Genomic DNA, 19295 nt, shown 5'->3' with positions numbered 1-19295 from the left:
AGAAACAGGAAGCCCCCAAAAGGGGGCTTTTTTTATGTAACCCCTTAAAATACTGCGTACCGCCCGGCTCTATGGTATTCCATCAGTATTATTGTCATAATAACCGGCTCATTGTCACAATTTCCCTTGTATTGCTAATTCCCGTATTGCATACTATACAAATGTATAGTATATAAAATATCTCAAATATATTTAGTGCTGGTTTGCCATGGAAAAAGAAACCGGGTTTCCGTCCCCCGCCCAGGGATACGAGGCGAAGGGAATCGACCTGAACGAACTCTTAATCAAGAATCCCGCGGCCATGTATTTTATGGAAATGGCCTCCCGGGAAATGCTCATGAAGGGGGTCTTCCCCGAAAGCCTGCTCCTGGTGGACCGGTCCCGTCCGCCGCGGCCCGGGGCGCTGGTCGTCATCCGCCACTGCGGGGAATTCCTCTGCCGGGAAATGCGGCTCAGGGACCGGTCGGTGGTGTTCACCAACGGAGAGGATGAAATAGTCCCGGAGCCGGATACGGAGGTCTTCGGGACCGTCTCGGCGGTGATCCGGCGGCTATGATCTTCCACATTGACGCCAACAGCTTCTACGCGTCCTGTGAGCGTCTGTTCCGCCCGGACCTGGAAGGAAAACCCATTGCCGTCCTGACCAACAACGACGGGATCCTGATAGCCCTTTCCCAGGAGTGCAAGGATCTCGGGTTTAAGCGGGGGGATGTGTTTTATCAGGTCAGAAAAAAACTTGAAACCCAGGGCGTTCATGTTTTCAGTTCAAACTATACCCTGTACTCGGATATCAGCGCCCGGATAAACCTCATATTCAACCGTATATGTCCGGAGGTGGAACGGTATTCCATTGATGAATCCTTTCTGTACTTTCCGGAATGGCGGAACGCGGACTATTCGGAGATAGGCCAGCAGATCAGGGAAACCGTCCGAAAAGAGACCGGAATACCGGTCGCCGTGGGAATCGCGCCCACTAAAACCCTGGCGAAACTCTGCAATAAACTGTCCCGGCAGCGCGGCGGTGTGTGCCGGTGGGATACTCTGGAAAAGGACAAGGAACTGGCCGCCTGCCCCGCGGGGGACATCTGGGGAATCGGGTGGTCCAAGGCCAAACATCTCCGGAGCCGCGGGATAGTAAACGCGCTTCAGCTTAAAAACTACCCCCTGCATAAGGCAAAAAAAGACATGACCATTGCCGGGATGCGGACCGTTCAGGAACTGAATGAAATTCCCGCCGTGGATCAGGTCGTCCGGGACCGGCGGCAGGGGATCATCTGCTCAAAAAGTTTTTCCGGAGCGGTATTTGACCTGGACGAACTGTACGGCGCCCTGGCGGATTATACCCAGGAGGCGGTTAAACGGCTCCGGGACGACCATCTGGCCTGCAGATACGTTTCCGTGTATCTTATGACCAGCCCCTGGGGCGAGGGGGAACAGTACTTCAATCAGGCGGCGGCGGAACTGCCGCAGCCGTCTTTTTATCTGCCGGATATTCTAGGCACCGCCGCGCTGCTGCTCCGGCGCATCTTCCGTCCGGGATACCGCTACCGGAAGGTCATGGTGAGCCTCTTCGGGCTGGCGGATGACCGCCACACGCAGCCCGATCTCTTCGAACCCATCGATGACAACATTAAGAAAGGGCACCTCATGGACTGCTTCGACGCGGTCAACACCCGGTACGGCCGGGGGGTACTGCATATCGGGACCCAGGGACTGGCAAAAAAGGATGCAGGGGACGGGTTTGCTCCTTGGGAGATGAAGCGGGAGTATTTATCGCCGGAATATACGACCCGGATAGGGGATGTGCCGAAGGTTTTATAATAAAACCTTCGATACCCTTTAGAGGCCGCTCAAATTCATTAAATCCTGAAAAGCCGCAATAGAAGAATACATCAATTCTACCTCGGTTCCGCCTTTATCATAGTTGAGCAATATACATCCCCCGGAAAAGTACCATACCGATACTCTGCTTTCCGGTATTTCAAGGAATGAATCAGTGAGAATCGTGTTTCCGTACAGTACATATAATTTCGAGAGCAGATCATTAAAACATTCGTTTGCCTTTTCCGGGTTATCCAATTCCAAAAAGTACAGGCCCATTGCCAGCCCGTCATCGTCGAACAATATACCCATGTTCGCAGTGTATCCGGACACATCCGTGTTTTCGTATCCCAGCAGCAGCTTGCCGTCCTGTTCTTCCTCAATTTCCGGGAGCCCTTCTTTTTTAATCACATCCTCAAGAGCCGCGCCCCATCTGAATCCCCTGAACTCGAGATCCCGTTCCGGGACGGGTACCGATTCTTCCATACCGGCGGAGAAAAGAACCGGCGCCAAAAGAAAAATAAATAAAATAACCGCGAGATTCCTCATGACGGTAAGTATACCATGCAATTATGGGTTTATAAATTAATAAATGCGGTTAATTCTTCCATGAACCTGCGGTCTTCCATATAGTTAATAGTATGAACAACAGCCGTGAAGGGCGCTGTACTGCCCGAAGACCGGACATTCCGGGGGTATACTGATGGGAACATTGCTGATCGGAACCAGCGGATACGATTACCCGGAATGGCGGGATGTTTTTTATCCCCAAAACCTCAAACGGGATGAATATCTGGAATATTACGCGGAGCACTTCAATGCCCTGGAGCTCAATTTTTCGTACTACAGTCTGCCCCGGGAACAGCAGATTGGGGCCATGGTCCGCCGTTCCGGCGGGAAAGTACGGTTCAGTGTAAAGGGAAATAAGCAGTTCACCCATGCGGTTGAAGCCGGACTCTGGCGGGACAGTGTCCGGGAGTTCCGGAAGGCCCTCTACCCGATGCAGCGGGACGCGCTTCTCGCTTCGGTGCTTCTGCAGTTTCCCCAGAGTTTCCATTACGAAGAAGACACCAGGGTCTACCTTGCGGATCTGATAACCGAATTTTCGGGTATTCCCCTGGTGGTGGAATTCCGGCATGACTCATGGCAGAAGCCGCGGGTCTATGACGGGCTGAACGAACGCGGGGTGGGGTACTGCATGACCGATATGCCGGCAATCAGCCGGCTGCCGCAGTTCCGGCCGGCGGTGACCGGAGGCGTGGGGTATATGCGGTTCCACGGCAGGAACCGCAGGGACTGGTACGGCACCAACGCGACGGACCGGTACGATTACCGGTACAGTGACGAAGAGCTGACCGCCTATGAACCGGTTCTGCGGGATATAGTGTCAAAGACAAAACTGGTGCAGATTTACTTCAATAACCATGCCAAGGGGAACGCCGCGGTAAACGCTAAAAAACTTATGATTATTCTGGCGGCGTAGGGGATTTTATTGGGCGCTAGAGGATTCGGGATTCGGTCGCAAACATCCTGTTTGCTCCTTCACCCCCGGCTCCGCCTTCTGGCGGCGGCATCCTGCCGCCTTTTCCTCCCGTTGGTCGGCGAAGGCTCCGCTTCGAATCCTCAATTTATTGGGTGTAAAAGCAGTTCCGGACTATACAAAGATTTCCTTGGGCGCTAGAGGATTCGAACCTCTGACCCTCTCGGTGTAAACGAGATGCTCTAACCAGCTGAGCTAAGCGCCCGGGAGATTCCTTTGCGGCAACCCGTTCCAGGAAATTACCATGGACCGCGGTTTCTCGTCAAGGGCCGGGGCGGGGACTTGTTCGGAACCATCGGGGCAGGGTATGCTGGAATATATGGACATGCTCATCATTAAGGGTGCCCGGGAACATAATTTAAAAAATATTGATCTTGAGCTTCCCCGGGACAAACTCATCGTTATTTCCGGTCTTTCCGGATCAGGTAAAAGCTCCCTGGCCTTTGACACTATCTTCGCGGAAGGCCAGCGCCGGTATGTGGAAAGCCTATCAGCCTATGCGCGGCAGTTTCTGGGCCGCATGGATAAGCCGGACCTTGACTATATCGAGGGCCTTTCTCCGGCGATTTCTATAGAGCAGAAGACCACCCACCGGAACCCCCGTTCTATTGTGGGTACGGTAACCGAAATATACGACTATTACCGTCTTCTGTACGCCCGGATCGGTATTCCCCACTGCCCCAACTGCGGCCGGGAGATCCGGGAGCAGCCCGTGGACCAGATCATCGATACCATCATGGCCATGGGAGAGGGAACGAAAATCCAGCTCCTGGCGCCGGTGATCCGCGGCAAAAAGGGCGAACACCAGAAGATCCTTGACGATGCCCGCAAGGCCGGTTTCGCCAGGGCCCGGATCGACGGCCTGCTGGTCAGCCTGGATGAGGAAATAAAGCTCGATAAACAGAAGAAACATACGATAGAGATCGTGGTGGACCGCCTGGTCATCGGCGCCGATATGCGGTCCCGGCTGGCAGAATCAGCGGAAACGGCCCTCCAGTCGGCGGACGGGATCATGCTGGTGCTGAGCCACGGGCAGAAAGGGGACGAAGAACATTTTTTCAGCCAGAAGAACGCCTGTCCCGACTGCGGTATATCCATCCCGGAACTTCAGCCCCGGCTCTTTTCATTCAACAATCCCTTCGGAGCCTGCCCCGCCTGTACCGGGCTCGGGGCAAAACTGGAATTTGATCCGAACCTGGTAATTCCCGACCGTTCACGCTCCTTTAATGAAGGCGGCGTGATACCGTACAACCCCGATTCCGCCTGGCACCGGAGCCGCTTCCAAAGTCTCGCCCGGCACTTCAAATTCAGCCTGGATACTCCCCTGGGGGACCTGCCCAAAAAAGTTATGGACGCCATCCTCTACGGAACCAAGGAAGAAATTGAAGTCAGCTACGAAAACCGGGACAAGACCGGACGGTTCGAATACAAATCAAAATTCGCCGGCATCCTGGAGGATCTCAGAAAACGGTATTTTGAAACCCAGTCTCCGGGAATCAAGGAGTGGCTCGAGAAGTTTATGAGCCAGAAACACTGTGAGGAATGCGGCGGAAAACGGCTTAAACCCGAGGCCCTGGCGGTTACCGTGGGGGGCCGGAATATCTGGGAACTCACCAGCCTGAGCGTCGCCGATTCCATTAAATTCTTCGAAACCGTACGGCTTAAGAAAACCGACAAGCAGATTGCCCATCAGATCCTGAAGGAAATCAACGCCCGGCTGGGATTTATGCAGAACGTGGGCCTCGATTACCTTACCCTGGAACGGACCTCCGCCACGCTGTCCGGCGGCGAAGCCCAGCGTATCCGTCTGGCGACCCAGATCGGCGCGAGCCTGGTGGGGGTTCTGTATATTCTGGATGAGCCGTCCATCGGGCTGCACCAGCGGGACAACCAGCGGCTCATTGATACCCTGATTTACCTCCGGGACCTGGGTAACACCTTAATCGTGGTGGAACACGATGAGCAGACCCTGAGGACCGCCGATTATATCGTCGATCTGGGGCCGGGCGCCGGGGTTCACGGCGGCGAGATTGTCGCCCAGGGAACTCCAAAAGAGGTCATGAAATCCGAAAAAAGCCTTACCGGCCAATATCTCGCGGGGACCCTGATCATGGACCCCCCCGCGGAGCGGCGGAAGGGTAATGGAAATTTCCTCAAGCTGACCGGCGTGACCGAACACAATCTCAAGAAGATTAACGTGGAGATCCCCCTGGGTATTTTCACCTGCATCACCGGAGTGTCAGGCTCGGGAAAATCGACCCTGCTTTCGGATGTGCTCTATCCCGCCCTGGCCAACCGGCTTAACCGGGCGAACCATACCGAAGGAGCCTATGAATCCCTGGAAGGGCTTGAGTATGTGGATAAGGTGATCAACATCGATCAGACTCCCATCGGAAGGACCCCCCGGTCGAACCCCGCCACCTATGTGGGAATGTTTTCGGGCATCAGGGATCTTTTCGCCAGCCTGCCGGATTCCAAAATGAAGGGATACAAACCGGGCCGTTTTTCCTTTAATGTCCGGGGCGGCCGCTGCGAGAATTGCCAGGGGGACGGGACCATAAAAATCGAGATGAACTTCCTCCCCGATGTGTATATAACCTGCGACGTATGCCATGGAAAGCGGTTTAATAAGGAAACCCTGGATATCCGTTTTAAAGGAAAAAATATCGCCGACGTGCTGGATATGACCATAGAAGAAGCGGCGGATTTTTTCTCCTATATACCCCATATTGCCCGGAAGCTGGAAACCCTGCTCTCCGTTGGGCTGGGATACGTAAAACTCGGCCAGTCGGCTCTGACCCTTTCCGGCGGCGAGGCCCAGCGGGTAAAGCTTGCCCTGGAACTTTCCAAGCGGTCCACCGGCAAAACCGTGTACATCCTTGACGAGCCCACCACAGGGCTCCATTTCGCCGACGTAAAGCAGCTCATGGAAGTGATCCAGCGCCTGGTTGACCAGGGGAATACCGTGATTATGATCGAGCATAACCTGGATGTGCTTCTCCAGGCGGACCATATCATCGACCTCGGTCCGGAAGGCGGCGACCGCGGCGGCAATCTGGTCGCCCGGGGAACCCCCGAGGAAGTGGCGGAATCACCCCAATCGTATACAGGATTCTATTTAAAAGAGATGCTGGACCGGAGGAAATGAAAAAGGGCTTTCCCGGACAATGGAATGTATCCCGTTTTTTCCTCATGATTTTTTTTTCCGCCAATGTCCTGTCGGGGTTTGCCCAGGAGCAGACTCCGGACGGCGGAGTTCCGGACGCATCCGTAACCGGGGAAGCCGTTCCCGCTGCCGATACGGACAGTGACGGCGCGGCGGAACCCGAGGCGGATGATGCCGGAGAAACCGAAGAAATAGTAGAAGCTGAAGAAGCCCTTTCGCCGGAAATGTCGGTCATCCTGATGGATATCAATACCAGTACCCTGGCTGAACTCGCCGATTGGGCCCGGAGCCTGGGTTTAAGCGAAGGGGGAACCCGGGACGATCTCGCGGCGCGGCTCCGCAGCCATTTCGGCCTGACCGAGGGGCGGGGCAGCTCCGACCCTTCGGCCCGGATTATCACCATAGAATCAGCCAGAACGACCGAGTATTTTACCCTGGAAGTGGTGGATGAAGAATACGCCCGTCTTACCGGTGATGTTACCATCAGTCTGAAAGAGGGCGACGATATCCACAGAATCACAGCCTGGGAAATTTTATACAACCGCACCAGAAATACCCTTTCGGCCTGGGGCGGTGTGGAATACCGGAAAGAGGGCGGCGATACCATAGAAACCTTCCGGGGCGAATCCCTGACCATTAACCTCGACGACTGGGCGGGGACGTTCATGGACGGTCTTTCCGAACGGTCCCTTTCGGGGGAGGAGACGACCTACCGTTTTGAGGGAGAGGTGATCTCCCGTACCGGAGACGATGTCACGGTTCTCCGAAAGGCCACCATCTCGAATCCGAAAAACGAAGAAAACTACTGGTCCATAAAGGCTTCCAAGATATGGCTGCTGCCGGGATCCGACTGGGCGATATTCAACGCGGTTCTCAAGGTCGGGGAAATTCCCGTCCTCTATATCCCGTTTTTTTTCCTGCCCGCGGATGAAATCATATTCCATCCCGTTATCGGATACCGGTCCCGGGAAGGGAGCTATTTGCAGACCACCACATACATCCTGGGCAGACCCAAGGCCGATGCCAGCTCGGAAAATTCAATCACGAAAATACTGGGCAACGCCACGGATATGGAACGTGTCCGGGAGGGCATTTTTTTGAGAAGTACCGGGAAAAAAGACCGGAGTCCCAATGATACCCGGCTGTCGCTGCTGTTTGACGCCTACGCCAACCTCGGCGCCTATATCGGGACCGAGCTGGAACTGCCCAAGTTGGGTATCCTCGATTCCACGACGCTTTCCTTCGGGATCGGGTTTACCAGGGATATTTACCAGCTTTCCGATGGTTCCTATTCCCCGTATTATCCCGATTTTGACGGAGAGAGCTCCTGGAACAAGTCCCGGCTTTTTTCCATGGAGGTTCCTTTCCGGTACCGGCTGAAAACCACCGGCGCCCTTTCGGGCAAGGCGGGCAGGCTTTCCTGGGATCTGCCTTTTTATTCGGACCCCTTTGTGGAAAGGGATTTTATGGACCGCTCGGAGGCAATGGACTGGTTCAATCTTGCGATGAATAGTTCTTCTTCGGATGATGATACCAGCGACAACATTCTGGGTTCCTATGAATGGCGGGTCAGCGCTACCTCAAGCCCGTCGTTCCCTTCGCTCAATCCCTATATTACAAGCCTTACCCTGTCAAATCTGAGTACCTTTCTGTCGTACAAAACGAGGAATTCCTCATCTTCCCAGAGTTCTTACACCCCCAGCAGTACGTTTTTCTTTCCCGATAAGTGGACCATCTATTCCTTGAGCGGGTCCGTCGCGGGCCAGCCCCTGAGCTACGGAAACAGCGCTTCCGCGCCCGGTACCGGGGAAACCCCGGAAAACCGGGACGATCCGATGAGACAATTCGGTATACCCCGGCCGCCCTGGGAAACCCACGATCCCTCCGCGGGTGAGGAAAGCACCGGAACGGTGGATTCCCTGGTTCCGCCGTCCTTATCCCAGAGTTTCACCATCCCCACGGCTTTGAGCGGCCCGGTGGTAACCTTTGATTACCGGCTCAATCCCACGGCTTCATCGGAAATGCAGTTCCGGTCGTCCTACGCAAACTGGCCGGACTCCCAGGATGTTTCCTGGGATGAAATTTCTTCCATACTGACCAGCGCCAGGCTTAACGGTTCGGCCACCGTCAACGTCAAAGATAATACCGGGCTGTACGCAGCGTCCCTTGCCCTGACCGGTACCGGTGCCTGGCAGGGGTACAATTACGTCAACGAGGATTCGGAGGATTTCGATACCCAGGCAAAGCTGGATGCTTCTAAAGTAAGAAATCACAATGCCACGTACTTCAATACGTACAGTGAATTTACCACCACCCTGCGGCCGTTTTTCTTTAATTCTATATGGAGCAATACGAGTTTTTCCTACTCGATCAAGAATCTTCTGGCAAAATCCGTTTTTGACGGAACCGCCGATGATCCTTCCTGGGAAATATTGTTCTCTGAATGGAACAAAGATGCCATTGAGAGCCACAAAGTTACCGCCAATATTAACGCCCTGGTGCTGGACAAACAGCAGAACGTAACCCTTACCGCGGATATACCTCCCCGGGATTCCCAGCTGACCGGCAATGCCTCATTCCGGGTATGGAGAACCACCACCACGGTCAGCACCAGTGTAAAGGAGCTCGCCAACGATCCCGAATTCCAGCCCGTAACCTTTACCGAAACCCTCGACCTCGGGCCCAGCAGTGATCTCCGGTATTCCATGGTCTATGACCCGGAAGAGGATGAACTGACCAGTATCTCCACAAGCCTGAACTTCAGAAGAGGGGGCGGCGCGTTTTCCGCTGCGTTTTCAACCGCCTACGGCGTACCCTATGTGTATGATGACACTTCGGGCTGGCAGACCGATCCGTCGGGGGATACGGTGATGCATCCCAAGGATATACGGCTCTCCTATAACCACAGCTTCAAAAATGATACCCTTTTCAACAAGCGGTTCGGCTATTCCCTGGATGTCGGTTCAAGCCTCACCCTGGACCTGCAGCGGTATACCTATTCGAGCTTCACATTCACCCTGGGATCCACGGTGAGAATAACGGATTTTCTGGATCTTTCGTTCTCCGCCACATCAATGAACTCCGTCATCTTCCGGTATATGCAGGACCTTCCATTTTTCGACATTCCGGTAGACCTGCCCGGAGAGAGGAACGTAATAAAAGATCTGGTTAATTCCTTCCGGTTTGATGATGAATCCCTCCGGCGCGGTTCGGGATTCAAGCTCAAGGACTTATCCCTCGCGGCAACTCATTACCTGGGGGACTGGAACGCCAAGCTTGAGGTTAAACTGGCCCCGTATCTGGACCAGTCCTCAACTCCCTACAAATACCGGTTTAATACGGAGATATCCTTCCTGATACAGTGGATACCGGTCAGCGAGTTTAAATCCGAGATAAAATACGATAAGGATGTTTTTGAATTCCTGTGATGTGGTGCCCGGAAATCATCCGGTATACGGAGTCCCGGTAAAGAAGCATGGTTGATACCGGATCCAGGGGGCCTGTCGGAGCACTGAGGGTATGGCTCCTCAGCGGCCTTCGGCCTCGAAAGTCGCTCATACCCTCAGTGCTCCGACACCCCGTGTTACCATTTCGCCCATGCTTCTTTGCCGGCTCTTCGGGGTACCGGAGTTTCCCGGTCATGAAGGGTGGGCTGGCTGTGTGCCGATGGGTTGTTTAATGATTGTACCTTTGCCTACAGAAGCAGGCCTTCTCCCGGGAACCAGAAGGTGGTGCCCGGAAAGCATCCGGATGTACGGTTCCACGGGTCCTGCCGCAGAGAAACGGTGTTACCATATCCCGGCTAGGATGCTTCCGGCTTAAGGGGTGTTGTACTGTTACCACAGGGGTGCGATTTATCCGGTAGAAGCAAGCCTATCCCGGGAACCCGGAGTGGGGGTGACGGAAGACTCGCGAAGCGGGGCTGGAGTCAGGGGGAGCAGCCCGCCTTGCCAGGGCAGCACCGGGCCGGTTGAGCCGGAAAGCGCCCGTCTGTGATGACAGGCCCCGCGGACCTGTTAAACAAGGGTGCTTTCCGGTTTGAAAGACCCGGTGCTCCCCCACCTATTGACTTCGGCCAATAGGGGTTATAAACTTCGGCGGTAGAGGTTTTTTTGGACGAAAGTATAACCATAGTGCTCGATAACCAGGATATTCTGTCCGCCGTATGCGGCGCCAATGACGGAAACCTCCGGGCTCTTGAGGATTTCCTCGGCGGACAGATTGCCACCAGGGGAAACGAGCTCCGCGCGGAAGGACTCGATGAAGCAGGTCTCAGCCGGTTTAAAACCATGATGGAGCGGCTTATCGATTCGGCCCGGAACGGAGAAACCCCCTCCCCGGATTACGTCCGCGCATTGGCGGGGTCGCAGGAATCAGCTGAAAATTCCGGGGACCCCTTCAAGGACGCCATGGTTCAGATCCCCCACGGATTCGGCCGGGTTTTCCCCCGGAGCCTGAACCAGGGGGCGTATATCAGGGGAATGCGCAGCCACGATATTACCTTCTGTGTCGGTCCCGCGGGTACGGGAAAAACCTATCTCGCCATAGCGGAAGCCCTCAGGCTCGTACTTTCCAAGAAGATGCGCAAACTCGTTCTGACCCGCCCGGTGGTCGAAGCCGGGGAAAGCCTCGGATTCCTTCCCGGAGACCTGACCCAGAAGATAAATCCCTACCTCAGGCCTCTCTACGACGCCATGGAAGCCCTGGTCCCCTATGACGTGATCCGGCGGATGGAGGAATCCCGGGCAATCGAAATAGCCCCGCTGGCGTATATGCGGGGAAGAAGCCTCAACGACTGTATGGTTATCCTCGATGAGGCCCAGAATACGACCAAAGAACAGATGAAAATGTTTCTTACCAGAATCGGAGAAGGCGCCAGGGCGGTGATTACCGGGGATACGACCCAGGTCGACTTGCCTAAACGTGTCGATTCCGGCCTGCTGCATGCCGTTTCAATTCTATCTTCGGTGGAAGGCATTCATTTTGCCTATCTAAGCACCGCCGATGTTGTACGGAACCCCTTAATAAAAAAGATTATCCAAGCCTATGACAACGAAAAAAAATCGTGAAACCGCGGGGAAGAGCCCCTTCCTCAGACTTCTGAAGCCGGCTGAACTGCGGCGGTGGCCCACCGCAGCGGTCCTGTCCGCCTTTGCCGTCTCGGTCATAGTGGTATGCGGCGGCACGGGGTATACATCCCGTGCCAATGCGGACCTCCGGGAATTTGAAGTCGGCAAAGTGGCGGAACGGGATGTTACCGCGGAACAGATGATAGCCTATGTGGATGAAGACGCGACCCGCCTCCGTCTTGAAGCGCAGGAACGGCTCGTTCCTGCTGTTTTTAAATATTCCATGGGTATTACCCAGGAAATTACCGATTCATACCGGCGGTTCGCAGCGCTGTCCCAGCGGCTTTTTGATGAAGGGGTTTCGGCGGAAGCCTACAAACTGGCTGTCCAGTCCGCCTATCCCGGCGCCTTCCGGCCGGATACCCTGGATGCCCTTTTCCGGGATCCCGCCCGGGGCCGCCTCCTGGATTTCGGGTACGATGTCCTGGAATCTATCCTGGAATCGGGTGTTTTCGCCATACCCCAGATCGGTCTGGAACAGTACAATCCCGATACGGTTGAACTGCTGCATACCACCGGTCCCAGGGTCGAGCGGGAACGGGTCTCCTACGATAAGGTTATTACCCGGGGCACCGCCGATTCCCGGATTGTGCGGATCATTTCTTCCGGTTCATACCCGTCTTCCTTTGCGGCCATTGCGCCGGAGCTTCTGAAGCCTTTTATCACCGAAAACGTGTTTTTCTCTTCCGAAGATACGGAACAGCGTCTGGCCGAGACCCGGGCCCAGGTGGAACCCGTGGTAAAGGAGATAAAGCGGGGCGAGCAGGTCATCCGGAAAGGTTTTATTATCACCAAGGATGATATGGTCCGCCTCAGGGCATTGGACCAGTCCCTGGCACAGGCTGATCCCGGAAGGATCATCGGCCGGATAATTGTACTGACCTTTGTTTTTGCCCTGTTCTGTTTCCTCATGAGTTCCCGGATAATAGGTCGGAAGCTCACCGCCCAGGAAGTTTATTTTCTGGCTATCCTGGGAGCTTCCTATGTCATCGGGGCGGTTTTTATAAACGGAGTTTCCTTTAACCGGGAATATTTTATGCCATCGGTGCTGTTTCCCACGGCGCTTATGGTTATGCTTCCGGCAATTCTGATCAATACCCGGGCCGCCGTGGCGGCCGCCACGGTTCTGCCCCTGGCCGCGTTTGTATCAGGCTCCTTTGACGGGGCGGCTTTTACCTTTGCCCTTATTTCCGGGTTTTCCGCAGCCTATACGCTCCAGGGGGCGGAACGCCGGATGGATCTTGTCAAAGCCGGATTTATCATCGCGGGGACAAACTGTATCGGCATGTTTGCCATCCTTCTGATCCAGCACGCGTCCGTCCAGGATACCGCCTTTATGCTGCTGTGGGCCGCCCTGAACGGGATTATTTCCGGGATGATCGTCCTGGGTTTCCTGCCTCTGCTGGAAAACGCCCTCAATACCGCCACAACCTTCCGGCTTATCGAGCTGTCGGATCTCAATTCCCCGATCCTGAAGCGCCTGTTAACCATGGCCCCGGGGACCTACAGCCATTCCGTGATGGTGGCCAACCTCGCGGAGTCGGCCTGTCAGGACATCGGCGCCAACGCGCTCCTGGCCCGGGTGGGCGCGTATTACCACGATATCGGCAAGATGGAGCAGGCGGACTATTTTATCGAAAACCAGACCGCCTACAACAAACACGAGGATATCGCCCCCCGGCTGTCCGCTACGGTCATCAGGAGCCACGTTAAGATCGGTGTGGAAAAAGCCCGGAACATGGGGCTGCCCAAGGAAGTGGTGGATATCATCGGTCAGCACCACGGCAATTCGGTGATAAGCTGGTTCTACAACGAAGCCCTCAAGCGCGAATCCCAGGTTAACGTAGAGGATTTTACCTATCCCGGCTCGCCGCCCCGTTCCAGGGAATCCGCGGTGGTCATGCTCGCCGATGTGGTCGAGGCCGCTGTCCGTACCCTGAAAAAACCGTCCACATCCCGGCTGGAGAAATTTATCCAGGAACTGATTATGTCGAAATTCGAGCAGGGCCAGCTTTCGGAATCGGAACTGACCTTCCGGGATCTGGAAACCATTAAGAAAGCCTTTGTCAGGGTTCTGGCGGGTCATTACCATTCACGGATCGATTATCCCAAGGTCCTTAAGGAAAACTCTTCCCATTATGAAACCTCGGCTCCCCAAGGACCCCGCGGATGAACCGGGTCGCTGTTTCCGCCGAAGGGGTTCCCTTACCCCCGTGGTCGGAGCGCCTGGAGCGGTACGCCCTGAAGGTCATGCAGGCCCTCGGCCTGGACCAATGGGACCTTTCTGTTCTTCTCTGTGACGAACAGACCATCCGGGATCTCAACCGCCGCTTCCGGGGAAAGGATGAATCCACGGATGTACTGTCCTTTGAACTCGGGGAATATACCGGCCAGGGGGAAGATACGCGCTTCCTTCCCGGGGATATTGCCATTTCCCTTAAAAACCTTTCCGAAAATGCCGTTTATTTCAATGTCCCGGAGGATGAGGAACTGCGCCGGCTTGTGGTGCACGGTATTCTCCACCTGAACGGCGATGACCACGCCACGAATGATCCGGAACAGCCCATGCTGCGGACACAGGAAAAAATTCTATCGGAGTTATCCGGGGAGCGTATCCTTTCATGAATACAGACACCTTCTTTAAACGCGTTTGGAAATCCAAGCAGGACCGGAAAATGAACGAAAAGACCTACGACGCCCTGGAGTCGGACCAGCAGGAAATGATCCGGGGAGTGGTGGAACTGTCTGAAACCACGGTAAAGGAAGTGATGGTTCCCCGGATCGATACGGTGTTCCTTTCCGCCGATGCGGAACGGGAGGAGCTTCTGGAACGGATTTCCGAAAGCGGCCATTCCCGGTTTCCTGTGTATAAAGATACCATAGACAATGTTATCGGCATTCTCTACGTCAAGGATATTCTCCGTTCCCTGGTACACGGGGAAGAGTTCCATACGGAAGAGCTCATACGGAAACCCTTTTTCGTGCCCGGATCGAAACATATAGACGAACTCCTCCGGGAGCTCCGCCGCCGCCGGGTGCACATTGCCGTGGTGGTGGATGAATACGGCGGAGTCTCGGGGATAGTGTGCATGGAGGATATCATCGAGGAAATTGTCGGTGATATTCAGGATGAATTTGACAATGAACAGGAAGATGTTCTGGAAGTGGGGAGCGGGGTGTATCTCTGCGACGCCCGGGTCAATCTGGAGGATCTGGCGGATGAACTGGAGATAATCCTCCCCGTGGAGGAGTTTGATACCCTGGGGGGATTTGTTTTTGACCTTTTCGGTAAAATTCCGGTAAAATATGAGAAGGCGGTATTCGGCGGCCACGATTTTATCATCCAGGATATGGAGGGCCATAAAATCAATACCGTCAAAATCGTGCTGTCCCGGGAGCAGACTCCATGAGCATTGTAAAAAAGTTTTTTTCTGAAAAAATATTCCGCTCAGCGCGGAACGGCCTCATCCCGGCGGCGCTGCTGTTTTTAGCTGTGTTTCCGGCGGTCCCCGCGGCGGCCCAGTCGGCGTATTCCGGCGCTTCCGCGTATTACGAAGCCGGGCAGGTTTCCATGGCCGCGGAGGACTGGTACGCCGCGGCGGAGGCGTTCCTCGAATGCCTGCGGATCAATCCCGCCCACGCCGAGGCTAGCGCCTCTTTGGCGGAGGCCTACTATGAGCTGGGAGAATACGACCAGGCCCTGAGCTGGATCCGGAAGGCCCGATCCCTGGCGCGGGGAAATATGGCCCTGGCGAACCTCGAAGCTTTTATCCTTATTGCCCTGGGGCGGCTTGAGGCCGCTTCTTCGGTAATATCCGAGGTGCTGTCCCGGGAACCTTACAATAAAGAAGCCCTCTTTGCCGCCGCGGAACTCGATATAGCCCGGGGGCGGGCGGGGGAGGCGGTCCAGCGCTACCAGGAGGTGGTGCGCCGGTATCCCGACGACCGCCGGGTGCTCATATCCCTTGCCCTTGTGCTGGGTTCCCTGGGTGACCGGGACAATGCCCGCACCTATATTAACCGGGCCATGAACCAGCATCCCGATGACTACCGGGTTTATTATTATGCTGCGTACCTCGACGCCGGGGCGGGACAGTTTGCCAGCGCCATACGCTACGCCGAACGGTCCCTGCATTTCAAGCCGGGATTTGCCCCGGCCCGTTCCCTCCTGGCTTCCCTGCGGTACCGGTCCGGCCAGTACCAGGAGGCGGCCCGGCTGGCGGATGAATCCATCGCCGCCAACCGGGAGGATGTTTCCGCGTGGTACCTCAAGGCCATGAGTTACATCCGGATGGGCCGGCCCTCGGATGCGCTTTCGGTGCTGTCCATCGCGACCAGCATCGATCCCGATGACGAATTCGTCCGGGCCGCCCTGGAGGAAGTACTTATCACCACCACGAGCCTGGAGGACCCCCAGCGGATCCGCTGGGCTTCCTGGCATTTCTCCCGGGCCCGGGATTTCAAATCCAGGAACCTCATGGATCAGGCTCTTTTTGAATACCGGCGGGGGCTCAGGCTCAATCCGTACGCCGCGGACCGGCGGGAATACGCGGACCTGCTCCGTGTCCAGGGCTATCCCTCCCGGTACGTTGAGGAACTGCGGTTTATGCAGGATATCGGCCTGGCCGACCGTACGGTAAACGATGCGGTGGAAGCCTATGACTCCCTGCTTTCGGACGCGATCTTCCGGCAATGGAATGTGGATCCCGTGGAGCTGGCAAACCGCCACTGGAAGGTCGCCGTATTCTCCGCCGCGTCGCAGTCGGCGATTCACCATGCCGACGCGGGGGCGGTGGCCTCCGGCTATATCAGGGACATACTGATCCACGACCGGAATATCCGTCCCATGGACCTCGAGCTGCGCCAGTCCAGTTACTCCTCGGCCTTCCGGAACGCCCGGGAAGCCGGCGCCGATTACTTCCTCATTGTCAGTGTTTCCGAAAACGAACGGGACCTTTCCCTTACGGGGGAACTCTTCGTTGGCCGGACCGGTTCGCCGGCGGCGGTTTTCCGGACTTACAGAACCGGCGCCGACCGGCTGCGGAACGCCTCCCGCAGCCTCGTGGATCAGCTGGTGTCTTCCCTGCCTTTTAAAGCGGAACTGATCCGCCGCCGCGGCAACCAGGGCCTGATCGATAAGGGGAAAGCCGACGGGGTTGATTCCAGCGGGGTCTATGAGATTATCAAGAAAGGCCGGTCCGAACTCCGCAATGAGGGAATCGGCATTACCTACGCCCAGGAGGATCTCGTGGGAACCCTGGTTATTGAAAATGTCGGGGATGAAATTGCTTCGGGTTCTCTGAGCCGGAGCGGTTTCTTTGACCTGATATCTCCGGGGGATACGGTGTACCTGAAAGTTCAGGATGAATCCGGCAGCGGTGTATCAACGGGGGAAAATCCTGTGGATCCCGAACTGCGGGCTCTGCTCAGGAGTATCCGGTAGGAGGGGGAGCGCCGGGTCTTTCAAGCAGGAAAGCACCCGGAGGATAACGATGCCGCGGGTCCTGCCGGGAAAAAACGGTGTTGGTTCCTCGTCGGCCTTCGGCCTCGAAAGTCGCTCAACACCGTTTTTTCCCGGCACCCGACGTTACCATTACGGCCGGGTGCTTTCCTGCTTAACCGGCTCGGTGCTGCCCCGGTTAAGAGGGCGGCTCCCCCTCGCTCCAGTCTTACCGCATAATGCGTGAAGTTTTGCTCCGCAAAACTCCTAAAAGACTTGGCGCCAAAAGGCGGTAAGTCTTACGCTGCCCCCTCTTCGGGTTCCTGGGTATCGCTTTTGATGGTTTTACCTCTGAATATACCCATCCTGATAGTAATTTGCTTTTTTGATTACATACCGTTAGGTATAGATATTCTCCGGTTCCTATGGCGAGCAGATATTATTATACAAAAAAGTACCAGACCGCAGAAATATTTACGGTGTTCTCTCCAGGGCGAGCATATCCGCCAGGGTTGCCTGGATCCATTCCGAGGCTTCTTCCTCATAATGGGACTGTACCAGGAGGAACTCGAAAAGGGCTTCCCGGGGCTGTCCGAGGAAATAATAGGTCTGGCCCAGATAAAACCGCGCCCGGGCTTCCGCCTGGCTGCTCCTGGGCAGGGACAGAAACTGGATGAGCTCATCCCGGGCTTGATCCCAGCTGCGTTTTGAAAAAGGTCCGCGGACGATTGCCTTGAGGGTATACTCCTCGCCGCCGGAAGTTCCTTCCAGATCCTGGGAAAACGCCCGGGGCTGTTTCTGGATAGCCTGTTTCTGCCCGGAACTGTTCCGGGTAAGATCACCCACGGCTTTTGCCGCTTCGGGGGACAGTTCTCCGGGAATGGGGACTTCTGTGTAACCCGTTCCGCCGGGAACCGCGGTATAGACGGAAATCAGCGGCAGCGGCATGGAACGCAGATCGGTCCTGCGGTCCGGCAGCCCGACACGGTAGGTTCCTTCGGGAACCTCCACGGCGGCAATGGTGGAATTCTGTCCGGGAACCACGGAGACCTGTCCCCGGGCGATGTCTTCTTCAAAAACAACGGCGTAATAATAGGGAATCCCCGGTACCGGGTAATCGACAAATGGCGACTGCACTCCGGACTGTACTATAACGGCGCTCAGCAGATCCTGAGTTCTCCGTATGGGCTGGACACTCCGGTAAAGAACCCCGGTTTTGTTTTCCCCCGTGACCCGGAAACTGATTATGACCGCGTCCCCCTGGAGAAGCGCCTCCAGGGAAACGAGTCCGGTTTGTACGGATGCCGGCAGCTGATTTTCAGTGGTTCCGTCGCTTATAACCGGGGCTTCGGAAAAATCCTGGATAGCAACACTGATGGTATTGTTCAGGGGAATGGCCATTTCGTATCTGCGCCCCTGTTCGTCGCTGGCAGCGATGAAATAATAAAAGGTCCCCGCCGAAACTACTTCATCAATATACGACTGAACGCCGTAGGGAACCTCCACGGGACGCTCAAGGCCGGACGGGCCGGTGCTCTCAAAGGGCCGCTCCGAACGGTAAACGTATACCGGTCCCCTGACGTCCTGAGAATCACGCCAGCTGAGGCGGATTAAATTATTGCGTACCTCCACGGTCAGCCGGGATATAAAGGGGGCAAAAACCGCCGAATCCGATGTCTGTGAAAAAACCGCGGCCGCTGACAGGACGCAGAGGCATGCAAACAAGATAATCTTTTTTGCTCTCATAATAGTATACTAATCGGCGGAAAAGGGTCTCGTCTATAGCCGGCAGGACAGCCGCGGTATATTTAGTACTAAGCACAGAAGCATGGGATAGCACTTCCGCGGGGCCCGTCCTATGAAAAAAAACCGCAGGGCGGTGTTTCTTTTCATAGGACACCCGGCGCTGCTTTGCCGCACCATGCTTCTGTGCCTGTTCCCAGGAATACCGCGGCTGCCCTACCTTGGCGGGGTGCTGGGTGAGGGATACATACCCGGTTTTAGGTAAAAACGTATGCCAGAATCATCCTCCCATACACAGCCCTCCTGACCGGGGCAGCACCGAGTCGATTAAGCCGGAAAGCATCCGGGCCGTACTGGTATCGCCGGGTGCCGGAGAAAAACGATGTTGAGCGACTTTCGAGGCCGCAGGCCGACACGGAGCCAACACCGTTTTTCTCCGGCAGGCCCCGCGGCATC

Annotated in this window: 12 protein-coding genes and 1 tRNA gene; 10 read left to right on the top strand and 3 right to left on the bottom strand. The window is 55.6% G+C overall.

Annotated features, from left to right (window positions below; all coding sequences use genetic code 11):
* Positions 1–208: 208 nt before the first annotated feature.
* Positions 209–556 (top strand): S24 family peptidase, encoded by a 348-nt coding sequence (locus JFL75_RS05075; RefSeq protein WP_215625604.1) that lies wholly within the window; start codon positions 209–211, stop codon positions 554–556.
* Positions 553–1821: a Y-family DNA polymerase gene (locus tag JFL75_RS05070; protein WP_215625603.1), complete on the top strand. Its 1269-nt coding sequence runs from the start codon at positions 553–555 to the stop codon at positions 1819–1821. Before JFL75_RS05075 ends, JFL75_RS05070 begins: the two co-directional genes overlap by 4 nt.
* An 18-nt stretch (positions 1822–1839) precedes the next feature.
* On the opposite strand, the gene JFL75_RS05065 is transcribed toward JFL75_RS05070, so the two are convergent.
* The gene (locus JFL75_RS05065) at positions 1840–2370 is read right to left on the bottom strand and encodes an RNA-binding protein (RefSeq protein WP_215625602.1); all 531 of its coding nucleotides are present in this window, start codon (positions 2368–2370) and stop codon (positions 1840–1842) included.
* A gap of 154 nt (positions 2371–2524) precedes the next feature.
* Here JFL75_RS05065 and JFL75_RS05060 point away from each other — a divergent pair, with 154 nt between their 5' ends.
* The gene (locus tag JFL75_RS05060) at positions 2525–3304 is read left to right on the top strand and encodes a DUF72 domain-containing protein (RefSeq protein ID WP_215625601.1); all 780 of its coding nucleotides are present in this window, start codon (positions 2525–2527) and stop codon (positions 3302–3304) included.
* Between the two features lie 188 nt (positions 3305–3492).
* Here JFL75_RS05060 and JFL75_RS05055 read toward each other — a convergent pair.
* A tRNA-Val gene (locus JFL75_RS05055) sits at positions 3493–3566 on the bottom strand.
* A 114-nt stretch (positions 3567–3680) separates the two neighbouring features.
* On the opposite strand from JFL75_RS05055, the gene uvrA reads away from it, so the two are divergent.
* From uvrA to JFL75_RS05020, 7 genes are all read left to right on the top strand, one after another.
* Positions 3681–6509, top strand: a complete 2829-nt coding sequence (gene uvrA / locus JFL75_RS05050; protein ID WP_215628720.1) for an excinuclease ABC subunit UvrA — start codon at positions 3681–3683, stop codon at positions 6507–6509.
* Complete coding sequence (locus JFL75_RS05045; protein WP_215625600.1) at positions 6506–9955, top strand: LPS-assembly protein LptD; 3450 nt, start codon at positions 6506–6508, stop codon at positions 9953–9955. The genes uvrA and JFL75_RS05045 overlap by 4 nt, the downstream gene beginning before the upstream one ends.
* Before the next feature lie 684 nt (positions 9956–10639).
* Positions 10640–11596 carry a PhoH family protein gene (locus JFL75_RS05040; protein WP_215625599.1) on the top strand — a complete coding sequence of 319 codons (957 nt, stop codon included), beginning with the start codon at positions 10640–10642 and terminating at the stop codon, positions 11594–11596.
* Positions 11574–13829: an HD family phosphohydrolase gene (locus tag JFL75_RS05035; RefSeq protein WP_215625598.1), complete on the top strand. Its 2256-nt coding sequence runs from the start codon at positions 11574–11576 to the stop codon at positions 13827–13829. The genes JFL75_RS05040 and JFL75_RS05035 overlap by 23 nt, the downstream gene beginning before the upstream one ends.
* Positions 13826–14281: an rRNA maturation RNase YbeY gene (ybeY, locus tag JFL75_RS05030; RefSeq protein ID WP_215625597.1), complete on the top strand. Its 456-nt coding sequence runs from the start codon at positions 13826–13828 to the stop codon at positions 14279–14281. Before JFL75_RS05035 ends, ybeY begins: the two co-directional genes overlap by 4 nt.
* A 50-nt stretch (positions 14282–14331) precedes the next feature.
* Positions 14332–15066, top strand: a complete 735-nt coding sequence (locus JFL75_RS05025) for a hemolysin family protein (RefSeq protein ID WP_223292766.1) — start codon at positions 14332–14334, stop codon at positions 15064–15066.
* Positions 15063–17099 carry a tetratricopeptide repeat protein gene (locus JFL75_RS05020; RefSeq protein ID WP_215625595.1) on the top strand — a complete coding sequence of 679 codons (2037 nt, stop codon included), beginning with the start codon at positions 15063–15065 and terminating at the stop codon, positions 17097–17099. Before JFL75_RS05025 ends, JFL75_RS05020 begins: the two co-directional genes overlap by 4 nt.
* 471 nt (positions 17100–17570) lie before the next feature.
* On the opposite strand, the gene JFL75_RS05015 is transcribed toward JFL75_RS05020, so the two are convergent.
* Positions 17571–18842, bottom strand: a complete 1272-nt coding sequence (locus JFL75_RS05015) for a tol-pal system YbgF family protein (protein ID WP_215625594.1) — start codon at positions 18840–18842, stop codon at positions 17571–17573.
* Between the last annotated feature and the right edge of the window lie 453 nt (positions 18843–19295).

The organism is Breznakiella homolactica, assembly GCF_016616095.2.
Classification (GTDB): Bacteria; Spirochaetota; Spirochaetia; order Treponematales; family Breznakiellaceae; genus Breznakiella; species Breznakiella homolactica.
The sequence above is the reverse complement of the archived record's forward strand: the minus strand, read 5'-3'. Positions and strand labels throughout refer to the sequence as shown.

Excerpts from the sequence above, each read along its gene's own strand:
- JFL75_RS05075 (WP_215625604.1), top strand. The coding sequence starts at position 209 with ATGGAAAAAGAAACCGGGTTTCCGTCCCCCGCCCAGGGATACGAGGCG.
- JFL75_RS05070 (WP_215625603.1), top strand. The coding sequence starts at position 553 with ATGATCTTCCACATTGACGCCAACAGCTTCTACGCGTCCTGTGAGCGT.
- JFL75_RS05065 (WP_215625602.1), bottom strand. The coding sequence starts at position 2,370 with ATGAGGAATCTCGCGGTTATTTTATTTATTTTTCTTTTGGCGCCGGTT.
- JFL75_RS05060 (WP_215625601.1), top strand. The coding sequence starts at position 2,525 with ATGGGAACATTGCTGATCGGAACCAGCGGATACGATTACCCGGAATGG.
- uvrA (WP_215628720.1), top strand. The coding sequence starts at position 3,681 with ATGGACATGCTCATCATTAAGGGTGCCCGGGAACATAATTTAAAAAAT.
- JFL75_RS05045 (WP_215625600.1), top strand. The coding sequence starts at position 6,506 with ATGAAAAAGGGCTTTCCCGGACAATGGAATGTATCCCGTTTTTTCCTC.
- JFL75_RS05035 (WP_215625598.1), top strand. The coding sequence starts at position 11,574 with ATGACAACGAAAAAAAATCGTGAAACCGCGGGGAAGAGCCCCTTCCTC.
- ybeY (WP_215625597.1), top strand. The coding sequence starts at position 13,826 with ATGAACCGGGTCGCTGTTTCCGCCGAAGGGGTTCCCTTACCCCCGTGG.
- JFL75_RS05025 (WP_223292766.1), top strand. The coding sequence starts at position 14,332 with ATGAACGAAAAGACCTACGACGCCCTGGAGTCGGACCAGCAGGAAATG.
- JFL75_RS05020 (WP_215625595.1), top strand. The coding sequence starts at position 15,063 with ATGAGCATTGTAAAAAAGTTTTTTTCTGAAAAAATATTCCGCTCAGCG.
- JFL75_RS05015 (WP_215625594.1), bottom strand. The coding sequence starts at position 18,842 with ATGAGAGCAAAAAAGATTATCTTGTTTGCATGCCTCTGCGTCCTGTCA.